Source organism: Streptomyces sp. NPDC002870 (assembly GCF_042888505.1).
Taxonomy (GTDB): Bacteria; Actinomycetota; Actinomycetes; order Streptomycetales; family Streptomycetaceae; genus Streptomyces.
The window spans coordinates 59,671-84,526 of sequence record NZ_JBIAPW010000022.1 but is presented as its reverse complement, the minus strand read 5'-3'; the positions used below and the strand labels follow the sequence as shown (position 1 = coordinate 84,526).

Here is a 24,856-nt window from a genome sequence, read left to right as displayed (position 1 = left end):
TGGCCGTCGTCGTGGCTGTCGTCATGGCCGCACCAGAGGCTGGAGGTCCGCGAACCGGCGGTCGCCGATCCCGTTGACCTCGCGCAGTTCGTCGACCGACCGGACACCGCCGTGCTGGGTGCGGTAGTCGACGATGTGCTGGGCCAGTACGGGGCCGACCCCCGGCAAGGTGTCGAGTTGCTCCACGGTCGCCGAGTTGAGACTCACCGGCCCAGCGGTCTGCCCGCCCGCGCCCGGTCCGCCCGTGCCCCCTCCTGTCATCGGCGGTCCCGGTGGCACGAGCACGCCCACCACCACCTGCTCGCCGTCCATGAGCACCCGCGCCCGGTTGAGGCCCGTCAGGTCCGTACCGGCCCGGACGCCCCCGGCCGCCAGGAGCGCGTCGGCGACCCGGGATCCGGCCGGCAGCCGGAGCACCCCCGGCCGCCGTACCTTGCCGCTCACATCCACGACGATCCGCCCTCCGGGCCCCGCGTCGGACGGCGGCGGACCCGGCGACGGGTGCGGCCCCGGCTCCCGCGCCGCCGCTCCCTGCTGGACCAGCTCCGGGGCGCGCACGGTCTGTGGCCGCCCAGCCCAGAAGTGCTGCGCCGCGAAGACCGCTGCCACGACAAGTACGACGGCCAGGGCGGCGAGAGCCCTGGGCTCGAGCCCGCATCTGAGCTGCATCCACAGCGGCAACCGCTCCCGCACCGCAAGCCCCACGCGCTGCCGAGTGCCCGTATCCGTATCCGTACCCGTACTCGTATCGATGTCCGCCGCAGCGGGGCCACCCCCACCCCCTTCGGCGCGGGAGCGGCCCACGGCCGCGTCGAGACTCGTGCCCGTGCTGCGTGGCGGGCCGTCGAACAGGGCATCCGCCCGGCGGCGCAGGGCGGCCGTACTCGGTGCGGCAGCCACTCGTCTGCCGCGGAGGCGAACCGGACGCCGCCAGCCACGACCGGGAGGGCCAGAGCCGGGGCCCGCCCCTGCACGGGGAGGGCCCAGGCCTGAGCCGCGGCCGTCACGGGCGCGGCCGTCACGGGCGCGGCCGTCACGGGCGCGGCCGTCACGGGCGCGGCCGTCACGGGCGCGGCCGTCACGGGCGCGGCCGTCCGAGGCCGGGGCGCGGCCCGGGCCACTGGTTGCGGAACGTGATCGGAGAGCCATGCCACAAGACGCTAGGCACATCCGTCAAAACCCGCTGAGCAGCCCCAATTCCCGTGGACAACTGCCCCGTTGTGGAAAACCCGGTCACTCACCGGGGTGACAGCGACTGTCTCAGCGCGCCCCGAGCCACCGAGCGCGCCCCGAGCCACCGTCTCAGCGGGGCGAGACGACGACCCCCAACAGCCCCGGCCCCGTATGCGCCCCGATCACCGCGCCCACCTCGCTGGCATGCAGATCGGCCAGCCCGGGAACACGTTCCCGCAGCCGCTCCGCCAGCACCGCGGCCCGCTCCGGCGCGGCCAGATGGTGCACCGCGATGTCCACGCTGCTCGCGCCCGCCCGGTCGACGACGATCTCCTCCAGCCTGGCGATCGCCTTCGATGCCGTACGCACCTTCTCCAGCAGCTCGATCCGGCCGCCGTCCAACTGCAACAGAGGCTTCACAGCGAGCGCCGAGCCCAGCAGCGCCTGCGCGGCCCCTATCCGGCCGCCGCGGCGCAAGTAGTCCAACGTGTCGACGTAGAAGTACGCGAACGTGCCCGCGGCCCGCTTCTCCGCGGCGGCTACCGCCTCGTCGAGCGTGCCGCCGCCCTCAGCCGTCTCCGCGGCCGCGAGCGCGCAGAATCCCAGGGCCATCGCGACCATCCCGGTGTCCACCACCCGCACGGGCACCGGCGCGTTCTTCGCGGCCAGCACCGCGGCGTCGTACGTCCCGGAGAACTCGCTCGACAGATGAAGGGAGACGATGCCGGTCGCACCGGCTTCCGCTCTCGCGCGGTACGCCTTCGCGAACATCTCCGGGCTCGGCCTGGACGTGGTCACCGGGCGTCGCTTCTGCAATGCCAGCGCCAGTGAGCGGGCCGAGATCTCGGTCCCCTCTTCGAGGGCTTGATCGCCAAGTACGACGGTCAGCGGCACCGCGATGATGCCGTGGCGCTCCATCGTCGGTGGCGGCAGGTAGGCCGTTGAATCAGTGACGATCGCGACATGGCGGGACATGAGCGGGAGGTTACCCGCAGGAGCCGCCGCACGGCAGCCCGGCCCCTCGGCATTGATCGCGTCGCCCCGCCCGGCGGATCCCCAGGGGACCGCCGACTGATCACCCAGGGGACCGCCCGGCGGATCACCCGGGGACCACCGCCGGATCACCGATCGAACCGTCGGTGGGTCAATTCGTCGTCTCGGGACGGGCGGTCTTCTGCCACGGGTACGCTGTCTGCTGCCGAGGATCGCGCGCCGTGATCGCCTGCGGCTGCGACTCAGCACCGGGCCCGGCCCCGTCCTCAGGCCCACCTTCAGCTCCCGCGCCGGCCCCCGCGCCCGCCTCCGGCCACGTCTGCTCGCGCACCGCTTCGTCACCGGCCTCCGGCCACGACGCCGACGCACCCCTGGCCGCCTGAGACCCCACAGCCCCGCCCGGCGCCTCCTCCTCCGACCAGTGCCGCAACGCCCCCGCCTCGACGTCGATCTGCGTGCTCAGCGCATCCAGATCGTCCTCCGCGAACTTCCGCGCCCGGTCCCGCGCCGCCCATCTCAAGGACTCGGCCGAGTGCGTGACCCGCTCCGTACGCTCGCGCAGCCCGGGCAGCAGCGAGGCCACCGTCGCCCGGTCGGGCTCGCGCTCCAGCCGCTTCAGTTCGTCGTCGAGCTCGTGGCCGTGCACGCTCAGCCGCTGGAACAGTCCGAGCGACTCGGACAGCGAGGCGTCCTCCGCGGCGCCCGCCTGCAGCGCGTCCTGCGTCGCCCTCATCGACGTACGCAACGACAGCCGCAGCTGCGCCAGCTCGCCGACCACGCCGCCCTGCCCATAGCTCTTCGCCCGCAGTGTCGTCTCCTCGACGGTGCGGCGGGCTTGCGTGACCGTACGCTCCACCCCTCGCTTGGCCGCGCCGATGGCCTTCACGCTGACATACACCCCCAGCACCACGAAGGCGACGAAAAGCAGCGTAAGTATCAGAATCGCGGCTTCCATGAGCGCCCCTCCAGCGTCGGCTGTTGTCCCCTCCACCGTAAACGGAACGGGCAGGCCGGGGGTTCCATCGGAACCCCGGACCTGCCCGTAGGGGAAACCCCTGCCCGCCCGTGGGTGCTACGCGGGGACGATGTTCACCAGCTTCGGCGCCCGCACGATCACCTTGCGGATGCCCGCGCCACCCAGCGCCGCGACCACCGCCCCGTCGCCCAGCGCCAGCGCCTCCAGCTCCTCGTCCGAGATCGACGGAGAGACCTCCAGCCGTGCCTTGACCTTGCCCTTGATCTGCACGACGCAGGTCACGGACTCGTCCACGACATACGCCGGGTCGGCGACCGGGAAGTCCTGGTGCACGACAGAGTCGGTGTGGCCCAGCTTGCGCCACAGCTCCTCGGCGATGTGCGGGGCCAGCGGCGCGATCAGCAGCACCAGCCGCTCCGCCACGCTGCGCGACAGCGGGCCGCCCGCCTTCGTCAGATGGTTGTTCAGCTCGGTGATCTTGGCGATGGCGGTATTGAAGCGCAGGGCCGCCAGGTCCTTTCCGGCGCCGTCGATGGCCTTGTGCAGCGCACGCAGCGTCGCCTCGTCGGGCTCGGTGTCGACGACCGTGACCTCACCCGTCGCCTCGTCGACGACATTGCGCCACAGCCGCTGCAGCAGGCGGTACTGGCCGACGACGGCCCGGGTGTCCCACGGCCGCGACACGTCCAGGGGCCCCATGGCCATCTCGTACAGCCGCAGCGTGTCCGCGCCGTACTCGGCGCAGATCTCGTCCGGAGTGACGGCGTTCTTCAGGGACTTGCCCATCTTGCCCAGCTCGCGCTTGACGGCCACGCCCTCGGAGTAGAACTTTCCGTCCCGCTCCTCGACCTCGGCGGCCGGCACCGGGAAGCCACGGCTGTCCCGGTAGACGTACGCCTGGATCATGCCCTGGTTGTACAGCTTGTGGAACGGCTCGACCGAGGAGACGTGCCCCAGGTCGAACAGCACCTTGGACCAGAACCGCGCATACAGCAGGTGCAGTACGGCGTGCTCCGCACCGCCGACGTACAGATCGACGCCGCCGTGCGGCTGCCCCTCGCGCGGGCCCATCCAGTACTGCTCGATCTCCGGGTCGACCAGCTTCTCGCTGTTGTGCGGGTCCAGGTAGCGCAGCTCGTACCAGCACGAACCCGCCCAGTTGGGCATGGTGTTGGTCTCGCGGCGGTAGCGCTTGACACCGTCGCCCAGGTCCAGCTCGACATCGACCCAGTCCTCGTTGCGCGACAGAGGCGTCTCGGGCTGGGTGTCCGCGTCGTCCGGGTCGAACGTACGTGGCGAGTAGTCGTCGACCTCCGGCAGTTCCAGCGGCAGCATCGACTCGGGCAGCGCGTGCGCGACGCCGTCCTCGTCGTAGACGATCGGGAAGGGCTCGCCCCAGTAGCGCTGTCGGCTGAACAGCCAGTCGCGCAGCCGGAAGTTGACCGTCCCCTCGCCGATTCCGCGGGCGGTCAGCCACTCGGTGATCTTCGACTTGGCCTCGGCGACGTCCAGGCCGTCCAGCGAGATCTCGTCGTTCGACGAGTTGATCGCCGGGCCCTGTCCGGTGAAGGCTTCGCCCTCCCAGCCGTCCGGCGGCTGGACGGTACGGATGATGGGCAGGTCGAAGGCCTCGGCGAACTCCCAGTCGCGCGCATCCTGGCCTGGTACGGCCATGATCGCGCCGGTGCCGTAGCCCATCAGTACATAGTCGGCGACGAAGACCGGGATCAGTTCGCCGGTGACCGGGTTCAGGGCGTGGGCGCCGGTGAACACGCCGGTCTTGTCCTTGTGTTCGGTCTGGCGCTCGACGTCACTCTTCGTCTGGGCCTGCTTGCGGTACGCGGAGACCGCCTCGGCCGGAGTGGCGGCGCCACCGGTCCAGGCCTCCCTGGTGCCCTGCGGCCACTCGGCCGGGACGATGGAGTCGATCAGGCCGTGTTCGGGAGCCAGCACCATGTAGGTGGCGCCGAACAGCGTGTCAGGACGGGTGGTGAAGACCGTGATCTGTGCGCCGTCATGGCCGTCGACCGAGAAGTGGACGCGTGCGCCCTCGCTACGGCCGATCCAGTTGCGCTGTTGCAGCTTGATCGCCTCGGGCCAGTCCAGCGCGTCCAGGTCGTCCAGCAGCCGGTCGGCGTAGGCGGTGATGCGCATGTTCCACTGGCGCAGCTTGGCCTTGAAGACGGGGAAGTTGCCGCGCTCGGAACGTCCGTCGGCGGTGACTTCCTCATTGGCCAGTACGGTGCCCAGGCCCGGGCACCAGTTGACGGGCGCGTCGGAGGCGTACGCCAGCCGGTAGTCGCCCAGCACTTCGGCGCGCTCCGAGGCGCTCAGCTCGCTCCACGCGCGCGTGGAGCCCGGCACCGCACGCTCACCGCTCTCGAACTGCGCCACCAGCTCGTCGATCGGACGGGCCTTCTTCCCGTCCTCGTCGTACCAGGAGTTGAAGATCTGCAGGAAGATCCACTGGGTCCACTTGTAGTAGCCCGGGTCGATCGTCGCGAAGGACCGGCGCTTGTCGTGGCCCAGGCCCAGCCGGCGCAGCTGGGACTTCATGTTGTTCATGGCCGCCTCGGTGGTGACCCGGGGATGCTCGCCGGTCTGTACGGCGTGCTGCTCGGCGGGCAGGCCGAAGGCGTCGAAGCCCAGCGTGTGCAGGACGTTGTGTCCAGTCATGCGCTGGTGGCGGGCGAAGACGTCGGTGGCGATATACCCCAGGGGGTGCCCGACGTGCAGACCCGAACCCGAGGGGTAGGGGAACATGTCCATGACGAACTTCTTGGGCTTGGCGACCTGTGCGGGTTCGCCGGCCAGGTCACCGGTCGGGTTCACCGCCTCGTACGTGCCCTCGGCGTCCCAGAAGTCCTGCCAGCGTGCCTCGATGTCGGCAGCCATGGCGGCCGTGTAGCGGTGCGCTGCAGCTACCTCAGCAGCAGCGGGACTGGTCTCGCTCATGATCTTTGAAGCTCCATCGATTCGTCTCTGCCAGCGGATTCCAAAACGAAAAAACCCCTCGCACAGGAGGGGACGCCGCGCCGATTCCGACCGGATCTTTCATCCGTCGGGACTGATCAGCGCGGCTCGCTAAGCAGAAGGCGTACGGCACGCATGGCGTCAGGGTACCGCAGCGAGCGAACCGGCCGCATGAGGCCGGTCTCGAAGGGCCTCGACGGCCTCCGGAAACGTCTGGCAGCACCCCCCGGCGGGCCCGGCCGCCGCCCGGCATCCGCTCCGAAATGCGCGCGCCACTCCTCGGCACGCCCCCGAGCCCTCTCCGCGCGCGCCCCCGAAACCGCGCTCACACGTACCTCCGGCCCCCTGGGTTACTCCGCGTATCGCCCCTATCCAGGGCAACCCCAGAGTCAGTTGGCTGTGGTTCCGCTCTCTAAACGCTCAAACCTCGTACTGCCTGGTATGGGTCGACCTAGCATGCGTCAACGGGACCGCCTTTCCCGCACCATTCGGAGTCGCCCCATGAACCCTCATCGCAAGAGCCGTTCGTCGCCAGCACCGAGTACCGGGCTAAGCCGCCCGGTGCAAGGTGGCTTGTACGTCGCGGCGTTCGTGCTCCTACCCCTGCTCGCCGTTGGCGGGAGCGACAGCTTTCGCGCCTTCCTGGACTTCGCCACCGGGGTGCTGTCCCTGGTGTCCCTCACCGCCTCCGTGGCGTGGGGGCTGATGGCCACCGACCGGCTGCTCCTCTCCACGCGCCACCGCCTCCTCGCCCAGGGCATCCACCGGGCCACCGCGGTCGCCTCGCTCGGCTTCCTGCTGCTGCACGCCACCGTGAAGGTGTCGCTGGGCCACGTGGAAGCGATCGGCGCCCTGGTCCCGTTCGGACTCGGCGTCACCGGTACGTCCGGCCTGATCGGCTTCGGCTCGCTGGCCGGCTTCCTCATGGTGATCGCCGCCACGACCGGCGCGCTGCGCAGCGCACTGGCCGGCAACGTCCGCATAGCGGGCCGCTGGCGGCCGCTGCACATGCTGGCCTACCCGGCGTGGTGCTCCGCGCTGGTGCACGGCCTGTACACCGGCCGCCCCGCCGCGACCTGGGTCGTGACGTTGTACTGCGTGGTACTCACAGGCGTTGCCGTCGTCGTGGCGGTGCGGCTGATGCCGCGGTCGGTGCAACGGCGAATCGCCGCCAAGATCATGTCCCTGACCGGCGCGGGCGACGACCGGTCGGTGGCGGACGAGCAGCTACGGCGTGATCCGACGACGGCCCCGCTCCCCGGCACGGCCGGAGTGACCGGACCGGCCGGCCTCAACGGCATGAACGGCATTCCCTCCCAGCGCCCGTACGAGCAGGACCTCCAGCGCCAGCCTTCCCTCGGCCAGCCGCGCCAGCAGCCCCGGCGGCTGGCGGCGCCCTCGCCCAATCTCTACGAGGTGCCGCCGCTCCCGGAGGCCGAGCCGATCATCGGCAGCGGCATCGGCCCCGGTACCGGGATCTCCGCCGCGTACCGCGCGGTTTCCCTCGCCGGCGACCAGGCTGCCCCGCTGGCCGAGCGCATACCGATGACCGAGGAGATCCCGGTGGTCTCGGAGTCGGGTTCCCGGGCGGGTCTGTGGCCGACCCCGTCACCGCCGCCGCCCGCGCAGGCCTTCCGGCCCGAGCCCCTCGAAACGCCCGCCCCTCCCCCGTACGAGGCCCCTCCGGCCTACGAGCCTGCGGCCTATGAGCCGCCTCCCGCGTACGAGCCCCCTCTGGCCTACGAGCCCGCTCCCGCCTCCTACGACCCCGCTCCCCCGTACGAAGCACCTTCCCCCCCGTACGCCACCGGCACCGCCGACACGTACGACGACACGGCGACCATGCCCGGACCCCTCTTTCCGCCCCCGGCCGGAGAGCCCTGGCACGCGCCCGCAGGAGACCGACCGTGAACACCCCCCTCCCTGATGTCCCCGAGGTTCGTGTTGTCGGCCTTCCCCAGCTGACGCAGGGGTTCGATCTGGTCGAGCGCCTGGACCTCCCCATGCATCTCAAGGTGCACGGCCCCCTCGAACCCGTGACCGGCGAGTTGCTCGCCCAGCTCGCCGACGACATATCCCTGCGCGGCCGCGGCGGCGCGGGCTTCCCCTTCGGTCAGAAGCTGCGCGCCGTAGCCAAGTCCGCGATACGACGCGGGGTGCGGCCCGTCGTCGTGGTCAACGGCAGTGAGGGCGAGCCCGCCTGCCGCAAGGACACCGTGCTACTCAACCGCGCCCCCCATCTGATCCTGGACGGCGCCCTGCTCGCCGCGGAGGCGCTCGGCGCGCGCACCCTGGTCGTCGCGGTCACCCGCAACTCCACGGAGATCTCCATGCGCGCCGCGCTGGCCGAGCGCGGCCTGTCCGACCGGCGCGGACAGCAGCTGCGCGCGCGGGTGGTCCGTACGCCGGAGCGCATGGTCTCGGGCGAGGCCTCCGCGGTCATCCGCGCTGTGAACGGCGGCCCCGCGCTGCCGCCCGGCCGCCGCGAGCGCGCTTCCGACACCGGCGTCGGCGGCGCCCCGACCCTGCTGTCCAACGCCGAGACGTACGCACAGCTCGCCATCGGCGCCCGTATCGGCGCGCGCCGCTACGGCAACACCGGCCTGGACACCGAGCCGGGCACGGTCATGCTGACGATCTCCGGCGCAGTCGCGCGCCCCATGGTCGTCGAGGTCCCCACGGGCGTCCCGCTGCGGTACGTACTGCAGCTGGCGGGCGCCCCGCCGCTCCCCCAGGGTGTGCTCACCGGCGGCTACCACGGCAACTGGATCGACTCGGTCGCCGTCCACGAGGCCAACGTGTCGCGCGAATCGCTGGCCGCCGTGGGCGGCTCCCTGGGCGCAGGCGCGATCCTCCCCATCGGCCCCGAGACCTGCCCGCTGGGCGAGGCGCTGCGGGTGGCCAACTGGCTCGCCGCGGAGACCGCCGGCCAGTGCGGCCCCTGCAAGCTGGGCCTGCCCGCCGCGGCCGGCGGCCTGTCCGACGTCATGAACGGCGGCGGCCCCGCCGCCCTGGAGGCGCTGCGCGAGGTGACGCAGGCCGTAAAGGGCCGCGGCGCGTGCAAGCACCCCGACGGCTCGGCGCGCTTCTTCGCCTCGACCCTGTCCGCCTTCACGGACGACCTCGCCGCCCATGTGCTCGACGGCGGCTGCGGGCGCGAGACGACCGGCGTGCTGCCGCTTCCCGGGCCCGGCTACCAGGAGGCGGAGGAGTCGATTCCGAGCGGCGAGAAGCTGGCCGTGGACTGGACGCTCTGCCAGGGCCACGGGCTCTGCGCGGACATCGTCCCTGAGCTCATCCGGCTCGGTCCCGACGGCTATCCCGCGCTCGCTGACGCCTCGGTTCCGATGCATCTGCGGGGGCGCGCACAGCGGGCCGTACGCCGCTGTCCCGCGCTGGCGCTCCGTATCGAGCAGGGACCCGCCCCGTCGCCGACCACCCGCCCCGCTCTGCCTTCGAGCAACCGCAAGGCGCTTGGCAGCGGCCGCAGTTGACCGGCCCCTGGGGACGCACAGTCCCCAGGGGCACACAAGGAAGCGGGCCATCCGATCGGATGGCCCGCTTCCTTGTGTCTGCTGCTTCTGTGGAGCTAAGGAGAATTGAACTCCTGACCTCCTGCATGCCATGCAGGCGCTCTACCAACTGAGCTATAGCCCCTTGAGATGTGCCGCCTTGATCAGAGGTTCCCTCTCGGCGACGTCGACAACATTAACGCTCCCCCCAGTGCATCACCAAATCGTTTCCGGTCTGTACGGACTGGGCCGGTAACGTCCCCCTTCGTGACCGTGATCGCGCTGCCCAGTGCCCGACGTCCCGCCCTCGCCACCGCGGTCTGTCTGCTCTCCTTCACGGCCTTCTGGATGGCGCAGCGCGCCGCCGACGTCTCCATGATCGACCTGATGGTCTACCGGGCGGAGGGCGAGACCGTACGCGTCGGCGCGGACCTCTACGCGATGCGTACCACCAGGGCGAACCTCCCGACGACCTACCCGCCGTTCGCCGCCCTGCTGTTCACCCCGCTCACCCTGCTCGGCATCCCCGAGATGCGCGCCCTTGCCACCGCCGGGAATCTGCTCCTGCTCGTCGCCTTCGTCGGCCTGTCGCTGCGGCTGACGCACCCGCACATGGACCGGCGCTCGGCGACACTCTGGGTGGCCGCGGCCGCCGTGTGGTGCGAACCGGTGTGGACGACGCTTCGCTACGGCCAGATCAATCTGCTGCTCGCGGTCGCCGTGCTGTGGGACTTCACCCGCCGCGAGGGGCACAGGTGGGCGGGCGCCGGCATCGGCTGCGCGGCCGCCGTGAAGCTGACGCCCGCGCTCTTCGCGCTCTTCTTGCTGATCTCAGGTCTTGTACGGGCCCGGCGCGAGGGCTGGAACCCGTGGCTGCGGCGGGCGGCGACAGCGGCCGCGGTCTTCCTCGGCGCGACGCTCGCGGCCGCCGCTGTCCTGCCGTACGACTCACGGCGCTACTGGACCGGGATGGTTTTCGCGGCCGGCCGGGTGGGCCACGCCGAGGACACCGCGAACCAGTCGCTGCGCGGGGTCCTCGCCCGGCTGGTGCACACGCCTGATCCGGGGCCGTGGTGGGTCGTGGCGGCCGCTCTCGTCGCCGCGGCCGGGCTCGCCGTGTCCGTGGGTGCGGCGCTGCGCGGCGAGCGGGCCTGCGCGGTCGTGGCCTGCGCGGCGACGGCACTGCTGGTCAGCCCGGTCTCCTGGTCGCACCACTGGGTGTGGTGCGTACCCATGGTGCTCGTCCTGGCGGCGCGCGGCAGCAGGGGGCGGGCGACAGCGGCGGGGCTGGTGTTCTGTTCGTACGCCCTGTGGTGGGTGCCGCACGGGCCAGGGCGGCTCGAACTCGCCCAGAACAGCGGCCAGATGGTCCTTTCGGCCCTCTATTCGCTCATGGCCGCGACCGTCCTGGTCACGCTGTGGCGAATGAATAGAACCGTTTCAGAGCGCAGTGCTCGTCCAGGAGCCGCCCGTAGATCGGCTCCCCTTCGAGCTCTCTGTACGTCTCGATGGGGTCGCCCTTTATGATCAGCGCCCGCGCGCACTCCTCGCACCAGTACTGGTACTCGGGATTGATCGGGTCCATGTCCCGGACGATGGGCGTACCACCGCCGCACCAGTCGCATTTACGCCTGTGTGCACCCATCATTCAGCTCCAGCTGTGGCCGCAGGCCGTGCACACGTAGGAAACTCCACCATTGTCGCCGAGGACTTGGGCGACATGCCCCGATCCGCATGACGGGCAACTGAGACGAGCGCGCACCTCCGCAGTGGCAAGCAGGTCATCGGCCTCCTCGCTACTGCTGGCGGACATCGTGCTCTCCCTCCCGTCCTGGCCGGTGTCCCCTCCGGCCGTCCGATTCTGCCATGGCCACGCAAGAGGGTCAGCGGCGTTTACGTGTGGCCATCGCCATTCCTTCGTTGATGAGACCGGCCATAGCACCCAAGATCGACGCGGCTGCCGGCACGAGGGCGCACACCCACAGCGCGTCGGCGGACTCCAGTGCCCCGGCGTACTGTCTGCCGACTCAGGAAAAGTGTGCCGAATGCGGCGACCCCCGTCAGCTGTCCGAGCTGAACGACGGTCACCGGCAGGCCACTCGCGTCCGCCGCGTCCTCCTGCCGTACGGTCGCGAGCGCTCCCGTGAGGGTGGGGCTGTGGGCGAGCGCCGGACCGGCGCTGCGCGAACTGCGCGACTGAAACGCGAAATCCCGTCCTCTGATCGAAGACGGGACTCGGATTGTGGAACTTGTGGAGCTAAGGAGAATTGAACTCCTGACCTCCTGCATGCCATGCAGGCGCTCTACCAACTGAGCTATAGCCCCGCGTGTTCTTCGCGCTCGGCGCTGCGAACAAGAAGAACTTTAGCCTGCGACCTGCCGGAAAGTGAAATCCGGGGGTGCGTGGCCGAGGGGCGGGCCCGGGCGGGTCAGTCGTCGTCGCCGAGGACCGGTTCCGGAAGCGTGCCGGCGTTGTGCTCAAGCAGACGCCAGCCGCGCGCGCCCTCGCCGAGCACCGACCAGCAGCAGTTGGAGAGCCCGCCGAGGCTCTCCCAGTGGTGGGACTCCAGGCCGAGCAGTCTGCCGATGGTGGTACGGATGGTGCCGCCGTGGCTGACCACGACCAGCGTGCCCTCGTCGGGCAGCTTCTCGGCGTGGTGCAGCACCACGGGAGCGGCCCGGTCGGCGACCTCGGACTCCAGCTCGCCGCCGCCGCGGCGCACGGGCTCGCCTCGCTTCCAGGCGGCGTACTGCTCGCCGTACCGACCGACGATCTCCTCGTGGGTCAGGCCCTGCCACGCGCCCGCGTACGTCTCGCGCAGGGCGGCGTCGTAGGAGACGTCGAGCCCGGTGATCTCGGCCAGCTCGCCCGCCGTGGCCGCCGCTCGCTTGAGGTCGGAGGCGACGATCGCGTCGGGCCTGAGGGAGGCGAGCAGCCGGGCGGCCCGGCGCGCCTGTGCGATGCCGGTCTCGGTCAGCTCGACATCCGTGGAGCCCTGGAAGCGGCGCTCCAGGTTCCACGACGTCTGGCCGTGCCGCCACAGGACGACGCGGCGCCCCCTGCCCGTGCCGCCGGAGCTGCGCTTGCTGTTGTCGCCGCCGTTCAGCTCAGCTCACCGTCCGGGTCGCCGGCGAGCCGAGCGTGCTCCTCGGCCTTGCCTCGGGTCTTCAGAGCGTCCTCGGGGAGAGGCAGCTCGGGGCAGTCCTTCCACAGCCGCTCCAGGGCGTAGAAGACGCGCTCCTCGCTGTGCTGGACGTGCACGACGATGTCGACGTAGTCGAGCAGGATCCAGCGGGCGTCGCGGTCGCCCTCGCGGCGTACCGGCTTGGCGCCGAGCTCCTTGTTCAACCGCTCCTCGATCTCGTCGACGATCGACTTGACCTGGCGGTCGTTGGGCGCGGAGGCGAGCAGGAAGGCGTCGGTGATCGACAGCACGTCGCTGACGTCGTAGGCGATGATGTCGTGCGCGAGCCGGTCGGCGGCCGCCTGAGCGGCAGCGTTGACAAGCTCGATGGAGCGATCCGTGGCGGTCACAAGCAGGCTTTCGTCGTCGGTCAGGTACCCCTCAAGGGTCTCACGGACCACCGACAGTCCTTGCCGTCATTATTCGGCTTGATCATTCAGTCTTGTAGTCCTTGCCGAGCACTACGGAGACATCGGCGTTGGGGGCAGCACTGCCCTTCTTGACCGCGCTCGCCGGCAGGCCCAGGGTCTTGGCGACCTCCGCCGCCTTCGCCTTCTGCGCCTCGTCCGCGTAGGTGATCCGCGAGGTCGGCTCGGTGTCCGCCTTGCCGCCGTCGAGCACCGAGTAGCCGCCGTTGACCAGGGCGATCCGGGCCTTCTCCGTGGCACTGGTCCTCCCGGTGGCGTTCTTGATCCCCACCCGGACGGCCGCGTCCTTGTCCGGCGCGGTGACCCTGCCGCCCAGGACGTCCTTGACGACGCTGTCGGCGGCCTGCGCGGTGAGCGTGCCGTCCTGCTGGACCGGCAGCAGCGCCGTCTTGTAGTCGCCGCCCTTGGCGTGCTCGGCGAGCTTGGCGAGGGAGGCGCCCAGATCGCTCTCGCGCAGCGACGGGTCGAGGATCTGCGCCAGCGTCTCCACGGTCACGGTCGCGGTCTTCGGGTCGTCCGGGAACTTCCTCAGGACGCCCTGCATGACCTGCCCGAAGCGCTGCAGCTGCTTCGCCTCGGCCTCGCCGGGTCCGACGTAGGTGGCGTACGCGACGGCGGCGCGGCCGTTCAGCGTCTGGTTCTCGCCCTTCTTCACCAGCGGCGCCTCGCCCTTCTTGGCGCCGGGCACCTCGGTGTCGGTGGTCAGGTCGATGGTGCCGACCAGCTCGACGAGGTTCTCCAGATACGGGGTGTCGAGCCGCCAGGTTCCGGTGATCTTGGAGCCGAGGAGGGTGCCGACCGCCTCCCTGGTGCCCGTCGAGCCGTCGTCCTCGACCGACTTGCCGAGGGTGGTCGCGGTGCCGTCGTCGTTGGCGACGGAGAGAGAGTTGGGGAGCAGGACGGTGGTGCCCTGCTTGGTGGTGGCGTTGTCCACGAGGAGGGCCGTGGAAGTGCCCTTCTTCTTGGTGTTGTGCAGATGCACCACGATCACGTCCCGCTTCTGCGGTCCGGTCGCCGTGCTGCTCTTCTTCTCCGTGCCCGACAGGCCGGGCAGCTTGCCCGCGTACCAGAGGTAGCCGGCGCCTCCGACGACGGCCAGCGCGAGGACGACGACGAGCGCGACGATGCGGTTGCGGCCGCGGCGCTTGGCCACCTCGCGCCGCTCGGAGCGGCTCTCGGTGAACTTCAGCCAGTCGATGACGTCTTCGGAGTCCTCGTCGGGCTCCTCTATGAAGTCGAACTGCTCGGTGCGGTAGTCGCGGTCGGGCGCGGGCCGGCGCTGCCCGGGCACGGCGGCCTGCTCCCGCTCCGGTGCCCGCGGGGCCTCGGGCGCCTGCGGGGGCGGCTCGGCCGGGGCCCGCTGCTGCTGCGGGATGTTCCACTGCTGGGTGGTGTCGACGGCGGCGGGCTGCTGGCCCGTGTCGTAGCCGTAACCGTCGTAGCCGTAGCCCTGGCCCTGCGGCTGCTGGGCCTGCTGCCGGCCATAGGGGTCGTACTGCTGCGGCTGGGCGTACGGGTCGTACCCGTAGCCCTGGTCCTGACCCTGCGAGCGCTGGGGTTGCTGGGATTGCCCTGGCTGCTGCGGTTGCTGAGAGTGCTGGGGTTGCTGCTGCGCGTAGGGGTCGTACTGCTGGGGCTGCTGATAGACCGGCTGCCCGTACTCGTCGTAGCCGATGATCTGCGGCTGGTAGTACGGGTCGTACGGGTTCTGCTGGTCGTTCACCGGTGCCCCTCTCCGTGGCTCACTCGCCGCGGTACAACTGGCGCTTGTCGATGTAGCGCACCACACCGTCCGGCACCAGGTACCAGACCGGATCACCTTCCGCGACTCTCGCCCGGCAGTCGGTCGACGAGATCGCCAGCGCCGGAACCTCCACCAGGGAGACGCCGCCCTCGGGCAACCCGTCGTCCGTCAGATCGTGACCCGGCCGGGTCACGCCGATGAAGTGGGCGAGCGAGAACAGCTCTTCGGCGTCCCGCCAACCGAGGATCTGGGAGAGCGCGTCGGCTCCGGTGATGAAGAAAAGATCCGCGTTCTTGTTGAGGGAGCGCAAGTCCCGCAGCGTATCGATCGTGTAAGTCGGACCGCCGCGGTCGATGTCGATGCGGCTCACCGAGAACTGCGGGTTGGACGCCGTGGCGATGACCGTCATCAGATAGCGGTCCTCGGCCGGAGACACCGTTTTGTGGCTCTTCTGCCACGGCTGCCCCGTCGGCACGAACACCACCTCGTCGAGGTGGAACAGGGCGGCCACCTCGCTGGCGGCCACCAGGTGTCCATGGTGGATCGGGTCGAACGTCCCGCCCATCACACCGATTCGCCGCTTGCCGACACCGGGACCCGAGCCGGAACCCGAACCGGTAGGCACTTCCTGCTCTCCCATGCGTGCAGAGCCTACTGGCACGGCGGCACGGCCCCGACTCAGCGGTCGCGGTTGAAGCGGGTGGTGATCCACAGCATCAGAAGCAGCACGAACAGCGCGCCGCCGCCGGTGAGGTAGGGGCTGAGGCTTTCGTGGTTGCCACCGTGCTCGGCGCCTTCGGCGAGAGTGACCAGGTTGGCGGCGGTGCTGGCGAGGCTCATCTTCGGCAGGACCTATCGATCGGGAGTCGGAACTCGGGACTCGGGACTCGGACGGGCGGAGAGACTTCGCGCACATCGTATGCGGGCGGTCCGGGCACGCTCACGCCGACTCAGTCGTTGTCCTGGTCGTCGGCGCCGTTTCCGCGGTAGCCGCGCAGCAAGAACCAGGCGAGCAGGGCCGCTCCGGCGACCGACGCGATCAGCAGGATGCGCAGCGTATTGCCCGGTCCCTGCTGTTCGGTTGCGGCGGCGAACAGAGCGGCGGTGTCCGGCATGTCGGGTGTACTCCTCAGTTATCCACAGCCCCCGCCACACCGTAGCTCCAGCACCTACGCTGGGGTCCGTCAGGGGGACGAGCCGGTACTTGCACCAACAGGGGGCTTGAATGACCGAAAGCAGTCACGAGAGCGTGCCGAGCAGGCAGCGCAAGCGCTTCCCGGGCATCTCTTCACGGGCGTACGAACATCCCGCTGACCGCTCGGCGCTGGTCGCCCTGCGCAAGCTCAGCGGCTTCGACACAGTTTTCAAGGCACTGAGCGGGCTGCTGCCCGAGCGCAGCCTGCGGCTGCTCTTCCTCTCCGATTCGGTGCGGGTGAGCGACGCCCAGTTCGCGCACCTGAACAGCATGCTGCGGGACGCCTGCCACATCCTGGACCTCGAGAAGGTCCCTGCGATGTACGTCACGCAGGACCCGCGGCCGAACGCCATGTGCATCGGCCTGGACGAGCCGATCATCGTGGTCACCACCGGGCTGGTGGAGCTGCTCGACGAGGAGGAGATGCGGGCGGTCGTCGGCCATGAGGTGGGCCATGCGCTCTCCGGCCACTCCGTCTACCGCACGATCCTGCTCTTCCTCACCAATCTCGCGCTGAAGATCGCGTGGATCCCGCTCGGCAATGTCGCGATCATGGCGATCGTCACGGCGCTGCGCGAGTGGTTCCGCAAGTCGGAGCTCTCGGCGGACCGCGCCGGGCTGCTGGTCGGCCAGGACCTGCAGGCCTCGATGCGCGGCCTGATGAAGATCGCCGGTGGCAATCACCTCCACGAGATGAACGTCGACGCGTTCCTGAAGCAGGCCGAGGAGTATGAGGAGGGCGGCGATCTGCGCGACTCCGTGCTGAAGATCCTCAATGTGCTGCCCCGCTCGCACCCGTTCACCACGGTGCGCGCCGCCGAGTTGAAGAAGTGGGCCGAGAGCCGCGACCACCAGCGGATCATGGACGGTCACTACCCCCGGCGCACGGAGGACAAGGACACTTCGGTCTCCGACTCCTTCCGCGAGTCCGCCTCGCACTACGCCGACACGGTGCGCACCAGCAAGGATCCGCTGATGAAGCTGGTCGGCGACATAGCCGGCGGCGCGGGCGACCTGGGCGGCAGGCTCCGGGACAAGTTCACCGGCTCGGGCGGCAGCGCAAGCGGCGGAAGCTCCGGCGGAAGCAAGAGCACCGGTGACGGCAACGGTCCGGCGAGCGACAACGGCAGCGGGAGCGGCGGCCAGGGCGGGAGCTGAGCGGCACCGGTCGAGGCGAAAGCTGAGAGGCGGTCACCGCGGTCAGGGCGAAAGCTGAGAGGCGGTCACCGCGGTCAGGGCGAAAGCTGAGATGCGGTCAGGGCTGTGCTGAGCGGCGGCGGCAGCGGTCAGGGCGAGGGCTGTGCTCCGGGCGCCAGCGAGCCGCAGAGCGCCGCAGTGGCCTGGCCCGTCGCATACGGGTCGGTGCCTGCCGGTCCAGCCGCGGTCGCCCGCTCGCCGGCGAGCAGCGGACGCAGGGCGCCGGAAGCGTCAGCGGAGCAGGTCTGCGGGCCGGCCTGGACATAGCTGACCAGCAACTCCGCGCGGTGCTGGTGCAGATCGTCCCGGTCGAAGCGGAAGTGCAGCTCACGGCGGACGGTGAACAGCGAGGCCTCGCTCGCCCGCGGCCCGCTCACGCCGACTGGCCGCAGCGCATAGGCGAAGGTGTGGTCCGACGTCACCTCCAAGACGTTGGGCCCCGCCTCGGCGACTCGCAGCGTGCCCTGCACGCGCACCTCGGGGTCGGCCAGCGCCACCTTCGCCGGGTCGTAGCGAACCAGCCAGCCCGTGGCGGCATGACGGCCGTCGGTGGCCGGGGTGGCCATGCTCCGGTCGAACTGCTCCAGTTGGTCGGGGTCGAGCAGCACCCGCACCGGCCGCACCGCGCCGCCCGTGAGGACATCGGGGTTGAGGGAGGACTCCACGAGGTAGTCCTTCGCGGTGGTCAGGGCCGTCATCACCTGGCTCTCGGAGAAGTTCTTGGTGCCCTGGACGGCGGGCAGATTGATTCCCGAGGCTCCGCTACGGAACTGCGCGGCGGGGCTGTGCGCATACAGGTCGGCCGGGGTGCCGCCGGGGACCGGGCCCTGCGGCGCCAGCGGGATCACCGTGATCCGCAGCGGCTCGGCGTGCTTGGCGACCGGCGCCTGGTAGGGATGCCGGATGCCCAGGTATATGGCCGTTCCGAAGGCCAGGGCGACCAGCAGGATGAGCACAAGCATCTGCTTGGAACCGCTCCCGCGACTCCAGGCGGGAAGGCTGCGCACGGCTCGCGCGTGCTCGCCCATCCGCTCCTGCGCCGAGAACTCCTGAAGCCGGGCAGCCCGCACGAACGATTCGTCGAAGACGACGGATCGGTATTCGTCCTCGCCACCGCCGGGGAGTCCCTCGGGTGTCCCCTCAGGCGGGTCTCCGCGCCCAGCCATACTTTCAGGGTAGGTCTGGCGGGGCTGCGGTAAACGCGCTGGTGCGCGACAAACTCCGACGAGTTCCTACGCGGCCGTCCAAGGGCTCGTGGAGGGGTCGCTCAAGGGCCCGGGCGAGTCGTTCGACGGGGTGCAGACCCGGCGCACAAGGGGGCGCACAGGGGGCGTACAGAGCCTGCTCAGGGGGTGCGGGGGTCCGCAGAAACCGGCGGCGCGGAGTACTCCGCGGAGGCGGAGGGCCCGCCCACCCGTGCGGTGGCAGAGCCCGTTGTGGGTGTGACATCGACACCGGTGGTGGCGGGCGGCGGGACCCGGTCCTGGCGGTTGCCCGCGGCCCCGCGGTAGACGGCCGTGAAGGCGAGAGCGACCATCCCGATGCCCATCAGCAGGGCGAGGATCCAGGCCACCGGCCGGTGCCAGCGGGCGCTGCCGCGGTACGGGCGCATGGCGCCGCCGTGCCGTCCGTAGGGCCCGGAGTACTCGTCGTCGAGGTCCGTGCCGTCGTCGTACGCCCGCTCCCTGCGGTACTCCGCGCCGGGGCCGTATCCCTCGTCGTAGAGCTCATCGTCGGGCACCACGCCGCGGCGTCTGCCGCGGCGGGCCTCGGCCTCGGCACGGGCCTGGGCGGCAGCCAGCAGCCGCTCGACGGCGGTCGGCTCATGGAACTCGGCGGCCCGTACGAAGTCCTCGTCGAACACCACGGAGGCGAAGTCCTCGTCCGCGCCCCCGCGGTCGTCGTCGGGCTCCCAGCCGTCCGGGAACGGCTTGCCCCCCACGTCGTCCGGCACGTCTTCAGAGTAGACCGGGCCAGTCGGTTTGGGCAGGGAGAGCGTGAACTCTCCCTGCCCGAGTGACGCCCCGCACAGCCCCCTTGACGATCACCGGGTGTGACCGTCTCCTGTCACGATGTACTTCGTCGAGGTCAGCTCCGGCAGCCCCATCGGGCCGCGCGCATGCAGCTTCTGCGTGGAGATTCCGATCTCGGCGCCGAATCCGAACTGGCCGCCGTCCGTGAAACGCGTGGACGCGTTCACAGCGACCGTCGTGGAATCGACCAACTGGGTGAACCGGCGGGCCGCCGCCTGCGAGGTGGTGACGATCGCCTCGGTGTGCCCGGAGGACCAGAGCCGGATGTGCGCGACGGCCGCGTCCAGCGAGTCGACGACCGCCGCGGCGATGTCGTACGACAGGTACTCCGTCTCCCAGTCCTCGGCCGTGGCCGCCACGATCGTGGCCTTGGTGGCGTCGGCGTACTCCAGCACCCGCTCGTCGCCGTGCACCTTCACCCCGGCCTCTGCCAGCGCGTCCAGCGCGCGCGGCAGGAATTCGCCCGCGATGTCCTGGTGGACCAGGAGCGTCTCGGCCGCGTTGCAGACGCTCGGCCGCTGCGCCTTGGAGTTGATCAGGATGTCGACGGCCATGTCGAGATCGGTCTGGGCGTCCACGTAGACATGGCAGTTGCCGGTGCCGGTCTCGATGACCGGGACGATGGACTCCTCGACGACCGTACGGATCAGGGAGGCGCCTCCCCGCGGGATGAGGACGTCCACCAGCCCGCGGGCGCGCATCAACTCCCGTACGGATTCGCGGCTTTCACCGGGTACGAGCTGCACCGCGTCGGCGGGCAGGCCGGAGCCGCCGACCGCGTCCCGCAGGACCTTCACCAACGCGGAGTTGGAGGAGTACGCCGAGGAGGAGCCGCGCAGCAGCACCGCGTTGCCCGACTTCAGACAGAGGGCGGCGGCGTCCACGGTGACGTTCGGCCGGGCTTCGTAGATGATCCCCACGACGCCGAGGGGGACGCGGACCTGGCGCAGGTCGATGCCGTTGGGCAGGGTCGAACCGCGCACCACCTCGCCGACCGGGTCGGGCAGCGCGGCCACGTCCCGGACATCGGCGGCGATGGCTCGCACCCGCTCCGGGGTCAGGGTAAGCCGGTCGATGATCGACTCGCTGGTGCCTGCTTCCCGGGCGCGCGCGATGTCCTCGGCATTGGCCGCGACGATCTCGCTCGTACGGACCTCGAGCGCGTCCGCGATCGCCAGCAGCGCGTCGTCCTTTGCCGACCGCGGCAGCGGCGCGAGGTCGGCGGCGGCGCCACGGGCCCGGTAGGCGGCCTTGGCGACCGGGGAGAGGTTGTCGTACGGCGAGAGCGAGGTCATACCCGCAGGGTAATGGCCTGCCCGCGGGCGTCCATCAGGTATTCCGCACTACGAGACGGAAGTGAGACGCGGGGTTCAGCAGGATGGCCCGGAGGCGGGGTTCAGAAGGGGTGGACGCCCACCGGGGCGGCCGGCGGCGGGCCGTAGCCCTCCGCGATGCGCTGGTGGTACGTCTGCCGGTCGATGACCTCGAGGCCCACGATCTTCCACGGCGGCAGCCGGGCGCTGGAGCGGTGCTCGCCCCACAGCCGCAGCGCGACCGCCGCGGCGTCGTGCAGGTCCCGCGCCTCCTCCCAGTAGCGGATCTCCGCGTGGTCGTTGGCGTACCGGCTGGTCAGCAGGAAGGGGTGGTCGTGCGCGAGCTGCTCCAGACCGCGCCGGACCTCCTTCAGCGGGGCCTCCGCACCGGAGACGCTGAGAGTGATGTGCCACAGCTTCGACTGCACGCGCTCTTCGCCGCGGGTGTCCGTCTCCCGGGCAGAGTCCGTGTCCGTGGCCGTGTCCGTGCCCTGACCCGCTTGGCCGTCGTCGAAGTCCGCTCCCGCTCCCACACTGGTCAGGGCTCGTTCCTCGCCCACGGCCCTGCGGCCGTGGGGGACGCCCCCCGTCCCACGGGGCACATCCCCTGGGCGCGCTCGTCGCACCGGCGGCCTCCTGTTGCATGTGTCGTGTTGCTGTACCCCGCCATTCCTCAGCAACAAAGTTGACCAGTCCCGGGCGGAGCGTGGGGCGCTTTTGCTGAAGGTCTCTGCTACAAGACTGGACTTTCAGCCGTTTCAGGGGTGGAGGACGACCAAATCGTCCCTGTGTACGACTTCCCGCTCGTATTCCGGGCCGAGTTCCTGGGCCAGTTCCCGGGTGGAGCGGCCGAGGAGCTGCGGGATCTCCTTGGCGTCGAAGTTGACGAGCCCGCGGGCCACGGCGTGGCCCTCGGTGTCGCGCAGTTCGACCGGGTCCCCCGCGCTGAATTCGCCCTCTACCCCCGCGATCCCGGCCGGCAGGAGCGACTTCCTGCCCTGGACGACGGCCCGTACCGCGCCGTCGTCCAGGGTCAGGGAGCCCTGCGGAGTTGAGGCGTGGGCGAGCCAGAGGAGCCGGTCGGCGGAGCGGCGCCCCGTGCTGTGGAAGTACGTGCCGGTGGCGCGGCCCGCGAGGGCGTCGGCAACGCGGCTGGCGGAGGTGAGGACGACGGGGACGCCGGCGGCGGCCGCGATCCTTGCCGCCTCGACCTTGGTGACCATGCCGCCGGTGCCGACGCCGGCCTTGCCGGCGCTGCCGATCTGTACGTGGGCGATGTCGGCAGGACCGCGCACCTCGTCGATCCGCGAGGTGCCGGGCTTGGCCGGGTCTCCGTCGTAGAGGCCGTCGACGTCCGAGAGGAGGACCAGCAGATCGGCTCGTACGAGATGGGCGACGAGTGCGGCGAGCCGGTCGTTGTCACCGAACCGGATCTCGTCCGTGGCCACCGTGTCGTTCTCGTTGACGACGGGGACGGCGCCCATGTCGAGCAGCTGGTCCAGGGTCCGGTAGGCGTTGCGGTAGTGGGCGCGGCGGCTGGTGTCGTCGGTGGTGAGGAGCACCTGGCCGACGCGTACGCCGTAGCGCGCGAAGGAGGCGGTGTAGCGGGCGACGAGGAGGCCCTGGCCTACGCTGGCGGCGGCCTGCTGGCGGGCCAGGTCCTTGGGGCGGCGGGCCAGGCCCAGTGGTGCGAGGCCCGCGGCGATGGCTCCGGAGGAGACCAGCACTATCTCCTTCTCGCCGCCGCTGCGGACCTTGGCCAGCACGTCGACGAGGGCGTCGACGCGGTCGGCATCGAGTCCGCCGGCCGCGGTGGTCAGGGAGGACGAGCCGACCTTGACGACGATCCTGCGAGCTTGCGTTACCTGCGCTCTTGCCACTGTCACAGGGCCGAATCTATGTCAGGGCGCGCGGTGGGCGCTCGGCCATTTCACTCGCTGGACTGCCTGCCGCAGGCTGTCGCGGCCGGTCGCCACACCGGCGCGGCTGACCGGTCGTCAATGAAGCCCCGCAACAGGTCAGCCGGCGACCGGCGAGTCCAGTCCGGTGACCGCCGTCTCGGAGTCCCCGACGGCGTCCTCCCCCGCGTCGTCCAGCTCCCCGTCCAGCTCGAGGAGCTGCTGACCGGCCCCGGCGTTGCGTGCTTCGGACCGGGCCGCCAGCGCCGTGACGGCGGCGTTGAACTGCTCGATGGAGGTCGGTTCGTCTGGCCCGAGCAGATACCTCTTGAGCTCGCGCCGCGCCTCGGCGAGGGTGTCCGCGGCCGGGTCGGCGACGGCCGCCAGCAACTCCCCCAGTTCCTCGGCGCTGTTGGAGAGGATGACCGCGGCCCGTACGGCGGTGTTCTGCCGCCTGAACTCGGCGCCCACCTCCGCCGAGTCGGTCACGGCGTACGGCTTGCCGCTCGCGATGAAGTCCGAGACCACGCTGGAGATGTCGGACACCATGCCGTCCGCCTCGTTGAAGCAGTCGTACAGACGCGGCTCGGTTCCGGTCACCGTCCTGTGCTGCCACCAGCCGAACGAGCGCCAGTACGCCTCGTTCCACTCCGCGCGCAGCCTCTTGATCTCTTCGAGGCGCTGCGGGTCCGCGAGCGAGACCCGCGATGTCTCCGACTCGTCGCCGCCCGGCCGGCCGGGCTTGGACAGCTCGGCCAGTCGCGCCTCGGCCCGCGCCAGGGTCGCCTGTGCGGCGGCCTGGTCGGCCTGTGCCGCGGCCGCTTCCTGGGCCCATCGGGGCTCGGCGGCGCGCTCCGCGGCGGCCTTCTCGACGAGCGCCATGATGCGCGTGTGAACGGCCTTGGCCCTGGCGCTGCGGGTGCCCGTGAAGGGGTGCGGCTTGTAGATCAGCCGGACCGGCTGATCCGCGTCGAGCAGCCGCTTGACGATGTTCTCGCCGGCCAGCAGCAGGGAGGTGTTGCCGGGGTTGTCGTCCCAGCCCTCCCAGGTGGGGGCGTACAGGATGGTCGGGATCGGGTTCTTCGGGGCTCCGGTCCAGGAGGCTATGGGGGCCAGCTGGGGGCGGCCGACCTCGACGATGTCCTCGTCGCGCACGCCGACGTCGGCGAGGGCGTACCGGTCACGGCCGGCCCGGCCCGCCGTCCACACCTCGTCGTACACCTTGCTGAACGGGTTGACGCTGGCGACCTTGTCGCTGTCGCCGTGCCCGATGAAGACATGCTTCATGGTCGGTACGCGCAACATGTGTATGTTCTTGCCCACGTTGGCCGGATACAGCGTCACCCGGACCGTGGAGAGATCCATGTTCATCAGGTGGACGCCGCCGGGCACACAGATGACCGGCACCGAAGTCGCCTCCAGCTGCGGCACGATGTAGCGCTCGCGGAGGATGATCAGCGGCCGGGCCTCCAACTGCTCCAGCGTCTCGACCCACATCTTCACCTGGTACGCCGACTCCTTGGAGCCGGAGAAGTACATGGCCACGGTCGGCCGGTACTCGCGCAGCCACTGGTCGACGCCCTTGAGCACCTGGGGCGCGGTCGGTACGCGCTGGTTCCGCCGGATGTACCGGAAGAGGGCACCGGTGTAGAGCACCGCCAGGCCGGCGGCGAGCCCGATGCCGACGTAGGCGACGACGTTCTGGTGCGTCCGGACGGCGATCAGCACACCCGCGACGGCCGGGATGTCCAGGTGGAGCAGCTTCTCGGCGGACCGGCGCAGCAGGGCCTGCGGCGGGGCGTCCGGGATCTTCAGGCCGTGGAGATCGACGTTGCGCGTGACCACCGGCATGGTGCGGCGCAGCTTGATCAGGGTGGCCAGGGCGCCGTGCGGGGCCTGGAGACCGAAGAGGAACAGGAAGCCGCCGACCGCCAGGTAGAAGAGAGTCTGCTCCGCCATGTTCAGCCGGGCCAGCAACAGGACCAGCAGCAGCTGACGCACCAGGAAGCGCATCGGCAGAGCGAACTTGATCTTGTTCAGCCTGTTGACGAGATAGCTGCCACGCCGGTGCAGGTACCAGTCCGTGGCATAGGTCACGACAACGGCCGCGACGAAGCCCCAGAAACTCGGGATCAGCGCGGCGAGCAGCGCGCACGGATAGCCCAGTCCCAGAAGGACTGCGGCGACCAATTCTGATCCACTGCCCACACGGGCCAGGCGAATGGCGGTCGAAATC

The 24,856-nt window shown here is 70.5% G+C and carries 20 protein-coding genes, 2 tRNA genes and 1 pseudogene; 4 read left to right on the top strand and 19 right to left on the bottom strand.

The window, feature by feature from the left end:
- Positions 1-21: 21 nt before the first annotated feature.
- The 4 genes from ACFYWY_RS24795 to leuS form a co-directional block, all read right to left on the bottom strand.
- The gene (locus ACFYWY_RS24795; protein ID WP_389190206.1) at positions 22-1,149 is read right to left on the bottom strand and encodes a helix-hairpin-helix domain-containing protein; all 1,128 of its coding nucleotides are present in this window, start codon (positions 1,147-1,149) and stop codon (positions 22-24) included.
- 153 nt (positions 1,150-1,302) lie between these two features.
- On the bottom strand, positions 1,303-2,148 hold the full coding sequence (locus ACFYWY_RS24790; protein WP_389190205.1) for a DegV family protein: 846 nt from the start codon (positions 2,146-2,148) through the stop codon (positions 1,303-1,305).
- Positions 2,149-2,317: 169 nt separating this feature from the next.
- Positions 2,318-3,121 (bottom strand): hypothetical protein, encoded by an 804-nt coding sequence (locus ACFYWY_RS24785; RefSeq protein ID WP_389190204.1) that lies wholly within the window; start codon positions 3,119-3,121, stop codon positions 2,318-2,320.
- A gap of 117 nt (positions 3,122-3,238) precedes the next feature.
- A complete protein-coding gene (gene leuS, locus ACFYWY_RS24780; protein ID WP_389190203.1) occupies positions 3,239-6,097 on the bottom strand; it encodes a leucine--tRNA ligase in 2,859 nt (952 codons plus the stop codon).
- 591 nt (positions 6,098-6,688) lie between these two features.
- Between leuS and ACFYWY_RS24775 the strand changes: the two genes are divergently transcribed.
- Entirely contained in the window at positions 6,689-8,026 is a 1,338-nt protein-coding gene (locus tag ACFYWY_RS24775; RefSeq protein WP_389190202.1) for a hypothetical protein, read from the top strand.
- Positions 8,023-9,609 carry an NADH-ubiquinone oxidoreductase-F iron-sulfur binding region domain-containing protein gene (locus ACFYWY_RS24770; RefSeq protein WP_389190201.1) on the top strand — a complete coding sequence of 529 codons (1,587 nt, stop codon included), beginning with the start codon at positions 8,023-8,025 and terminating at the stop codon, positions 9,607-9,609. Before ACFYWY_RS24775 ends, ACFYWY_RS24770 begins: the two co-directional genes overlap by 4 nt.
- A gap of 90 nt (positions 9,610-9,699) precedes the next feature.
- Here the strand turns inward: ACFYWY_RS24770 and ACFYWY_RS24765 are convergent.
- A tRNA-Ala gene (locus ACFYWY_RS24765) sits at positions 9,700-9,772 on the bottom strand.
- 122 nt (positions 9,773-9,894) lie between these two features.
- Here ACFYWY_RS24765 and ACFYWY_RS24760 point away from each other — a divergent pair.
- Positions 9,895-11,112 (top strand): annotated as a pseudogene (locus tag ACFYWY_RS24760) (glycosyltransferase 87 family protein); the annotation flags it as partial.
- Here ACFYWY_RS24760 and ACFYWY_RS24755 read toward each other — a convergent pair.
- From ACFYWY_RS24755 to ACFYWY_RS24720, 8 genes are all read right to left on the bottom strand, one after another.
- Positions 11,039-11,272 carry a hypothetical protein gene (locus ACFYWY_RS24755; RefSeq protein ID WP_389190200.1) on the bottom strand — a complete coding sequence of 78 codons (234 nt, stop codon included), beginning with the start codon at positions 11,270-11,272 and terminating at the stop codon, positions 11,039-11,041. The pseudogene ACFYWY_RS24760 and the gene ACFYWY_RS24755 overlap by 74 nt on opposite strands.
- Before the next feature lie 607 nt (positions 11,273-11,879).
- Positions 11,880-11,952: transfer RNA gene (locus tag ACFYWY_RS24750), tRNA-Ala, on the bottom strand.
- 104 nt (positions 11,953-12,056) lie between these two features.
- Positions 12,057-12,734: a histidine phosphatase family protein gene (locus tag ACFYWY_RS24745; protein WP_389190241.1), complete on the bottom strand. Its 678-nt coding sequence runs from the start codon at positions 12,732-12,734 to the stop codon at positions 12,057-12,059.
- Positions 12,731-13,162, bottom strand: a complete 432-nt coding sequence (gene rsfS, locus ACFYWY_RS24740) for a ribosome silencing factor (protein ID WP_389190240.1) — start codon at positions 13,160-13,162, stop codon at positions 12,731-12,733. Before rsfS ends, ACFYWY_RS24745 begins: the two co-directional genes overlap by 4 nt.
- An 82-nt stretch (positions 13,163-13,244) precedes the next feature.
- Complete coding sequence (locus ACFYWY_RS24735) at positions 13,245-14,963, bottom strand: LCP family protein (protein WP_389190199.1); 1,719 nt, start codon at positions 14,961-14,963, stop codon at positions 13,245-13,247.
- A 19-nt stretch (positions 14,964-14,982) separates the two neighbouring features.
- On the bottom strand, positions 14,983-15,624 hold the full coding sequence (gene nadD, locus ACFYWY_RS24730; protein ID WP_389190198.1) for a nicotinate-nucleotide adenylyltransferase: 642 nt from the start codon (positions 15,622-15,624) through the stop codon (positions 14,983-14,985).
- A 38-nt stretch (positions 15,625-15,662) separates the two neighbouring features.
- Positions 15,663-15,824 carry a hypothetical protein gene (locus tag ACFYWY_RS24725; RefSeq protein WP_389190197.1) on the bottom strand — a complete coding sequence of 54 codons (162 nt, stop codon included), beginning with the start codon at positions 15,822-15,824 and terminating at the stop codon, positions 15,663-15,665.
- Positions 15,825-15,934: 110 nt separating this feature from the next.
- Positions 15,935-16,099 carry a hypothetical protein gene (locus tag ACFYWY_RS24720; RefSeq protein ID WP_389190196.1) on the bottom strand — a complete coding sequence of 55 codons (165 nt, stop codon included), beginning with the start codon at positions 16,097-16,099 and terminating at the stop codon, positions 15,935-15,937.
- Positions 16,100-16,209: 110 nt separating this feature from the next.
- On the opposite strand from ACFYWY_RS24720, the gene ACFYWY_RS24715 reads away from it, so the two are divergent.
- Positions 16,210-17,337 (top strand): M48 family metallopeptidase, encoded by a 1,128-nt coding sequence (locus tag ACFYWY_RS24715; RefSeq protein WP_389190195.1) that lies wholly within the window; start codon positions 16,210-16,212, stop codon positions 17,335-17,337.
- 128 nt (positions 17,338-17,465) lie between these two features.
- Here ACFYWY_RS24715 and ACFYWY_RS24710 read toward each other — a convergent pair whose 3' ends face one another.
- The 6 genes from ACFYWY_RS24710 to ACFYWY_RS24685 form a co-directional block, all read right to left on the bottom strand.
- Positions 17,466-18,542, bottom strand: coding sequence for a hypothetical protein (locus tag ACFYWY_RS24710; RefSeq protein WP_389190194.1), 1,077 nt, complete (start codon positions 18,540-18,542; stop codon positions 17,466-17,468).
- A 179-nt stretch (positions 18,543-18,721) separates the two neighbouring features.
- Positions 18,722-19,330, bottom strand: a complete 609-nt coding sequence (locus tag ACFYWY_RS24705) for a hypothetical protein (RefSeq protein ID WP_389190193.1) — start codon at positions 19,328-19,330, stop codon at positions 18,722-18,724.
- 90 nt (positions 19,331-19,420) lie between these two features.
- Entirely contained in the window at positions 19,421-20,704 is a 1,284-nt protein-coding gene (locus tag ACFYWY_RS24700; RefSeq protein ID WP_389190192.1) for a glutamate-5-semialdehyde dehydrogenase, read from the bottom strand.
- 101 nt (positions 20,705-20,805) lie between these two features.
- Positions 20,806-21,348 (bottom strand): hypothetical protein, encoded by a 543-nt coding sequence (locus ACFYWY_RS24695; protein ID WP_389190191.1) that lies wholly within the window; start codon positions 21,346-21,348, stop codon positions 20,806-20,808.
- 132 nt (positions 21,349-21,480) lie between these two features.
- Positions 21,481-22,608, bottom strand: a complete 1,128-nt coding sequence (gene proB, locus ACFYWY_RS24690; RefSeq protein ID WP_389190190.1) for a glutamate 5-kinase — start codon at positions 22,606-22,608, stop codon at positions 21,481-21,483.
- A gap of 132 nt (positions 22,609-22,740) precedes the next feature.
- Positions 22,741-24,828 carry a hypothetical protein gene (locus ACFYWY_RS24685; protein ID WP_389190189.1) on the bottom strand — a complete coding sequence of 696 codons (2,088 nt, stop codon included), beginning with the start codon at positions 24,826-24,828 and terminating at the stop codon, positions 22,741-22,743.
- Positions 24,829-24,856 lie beyond the last annotated feature (28 nt).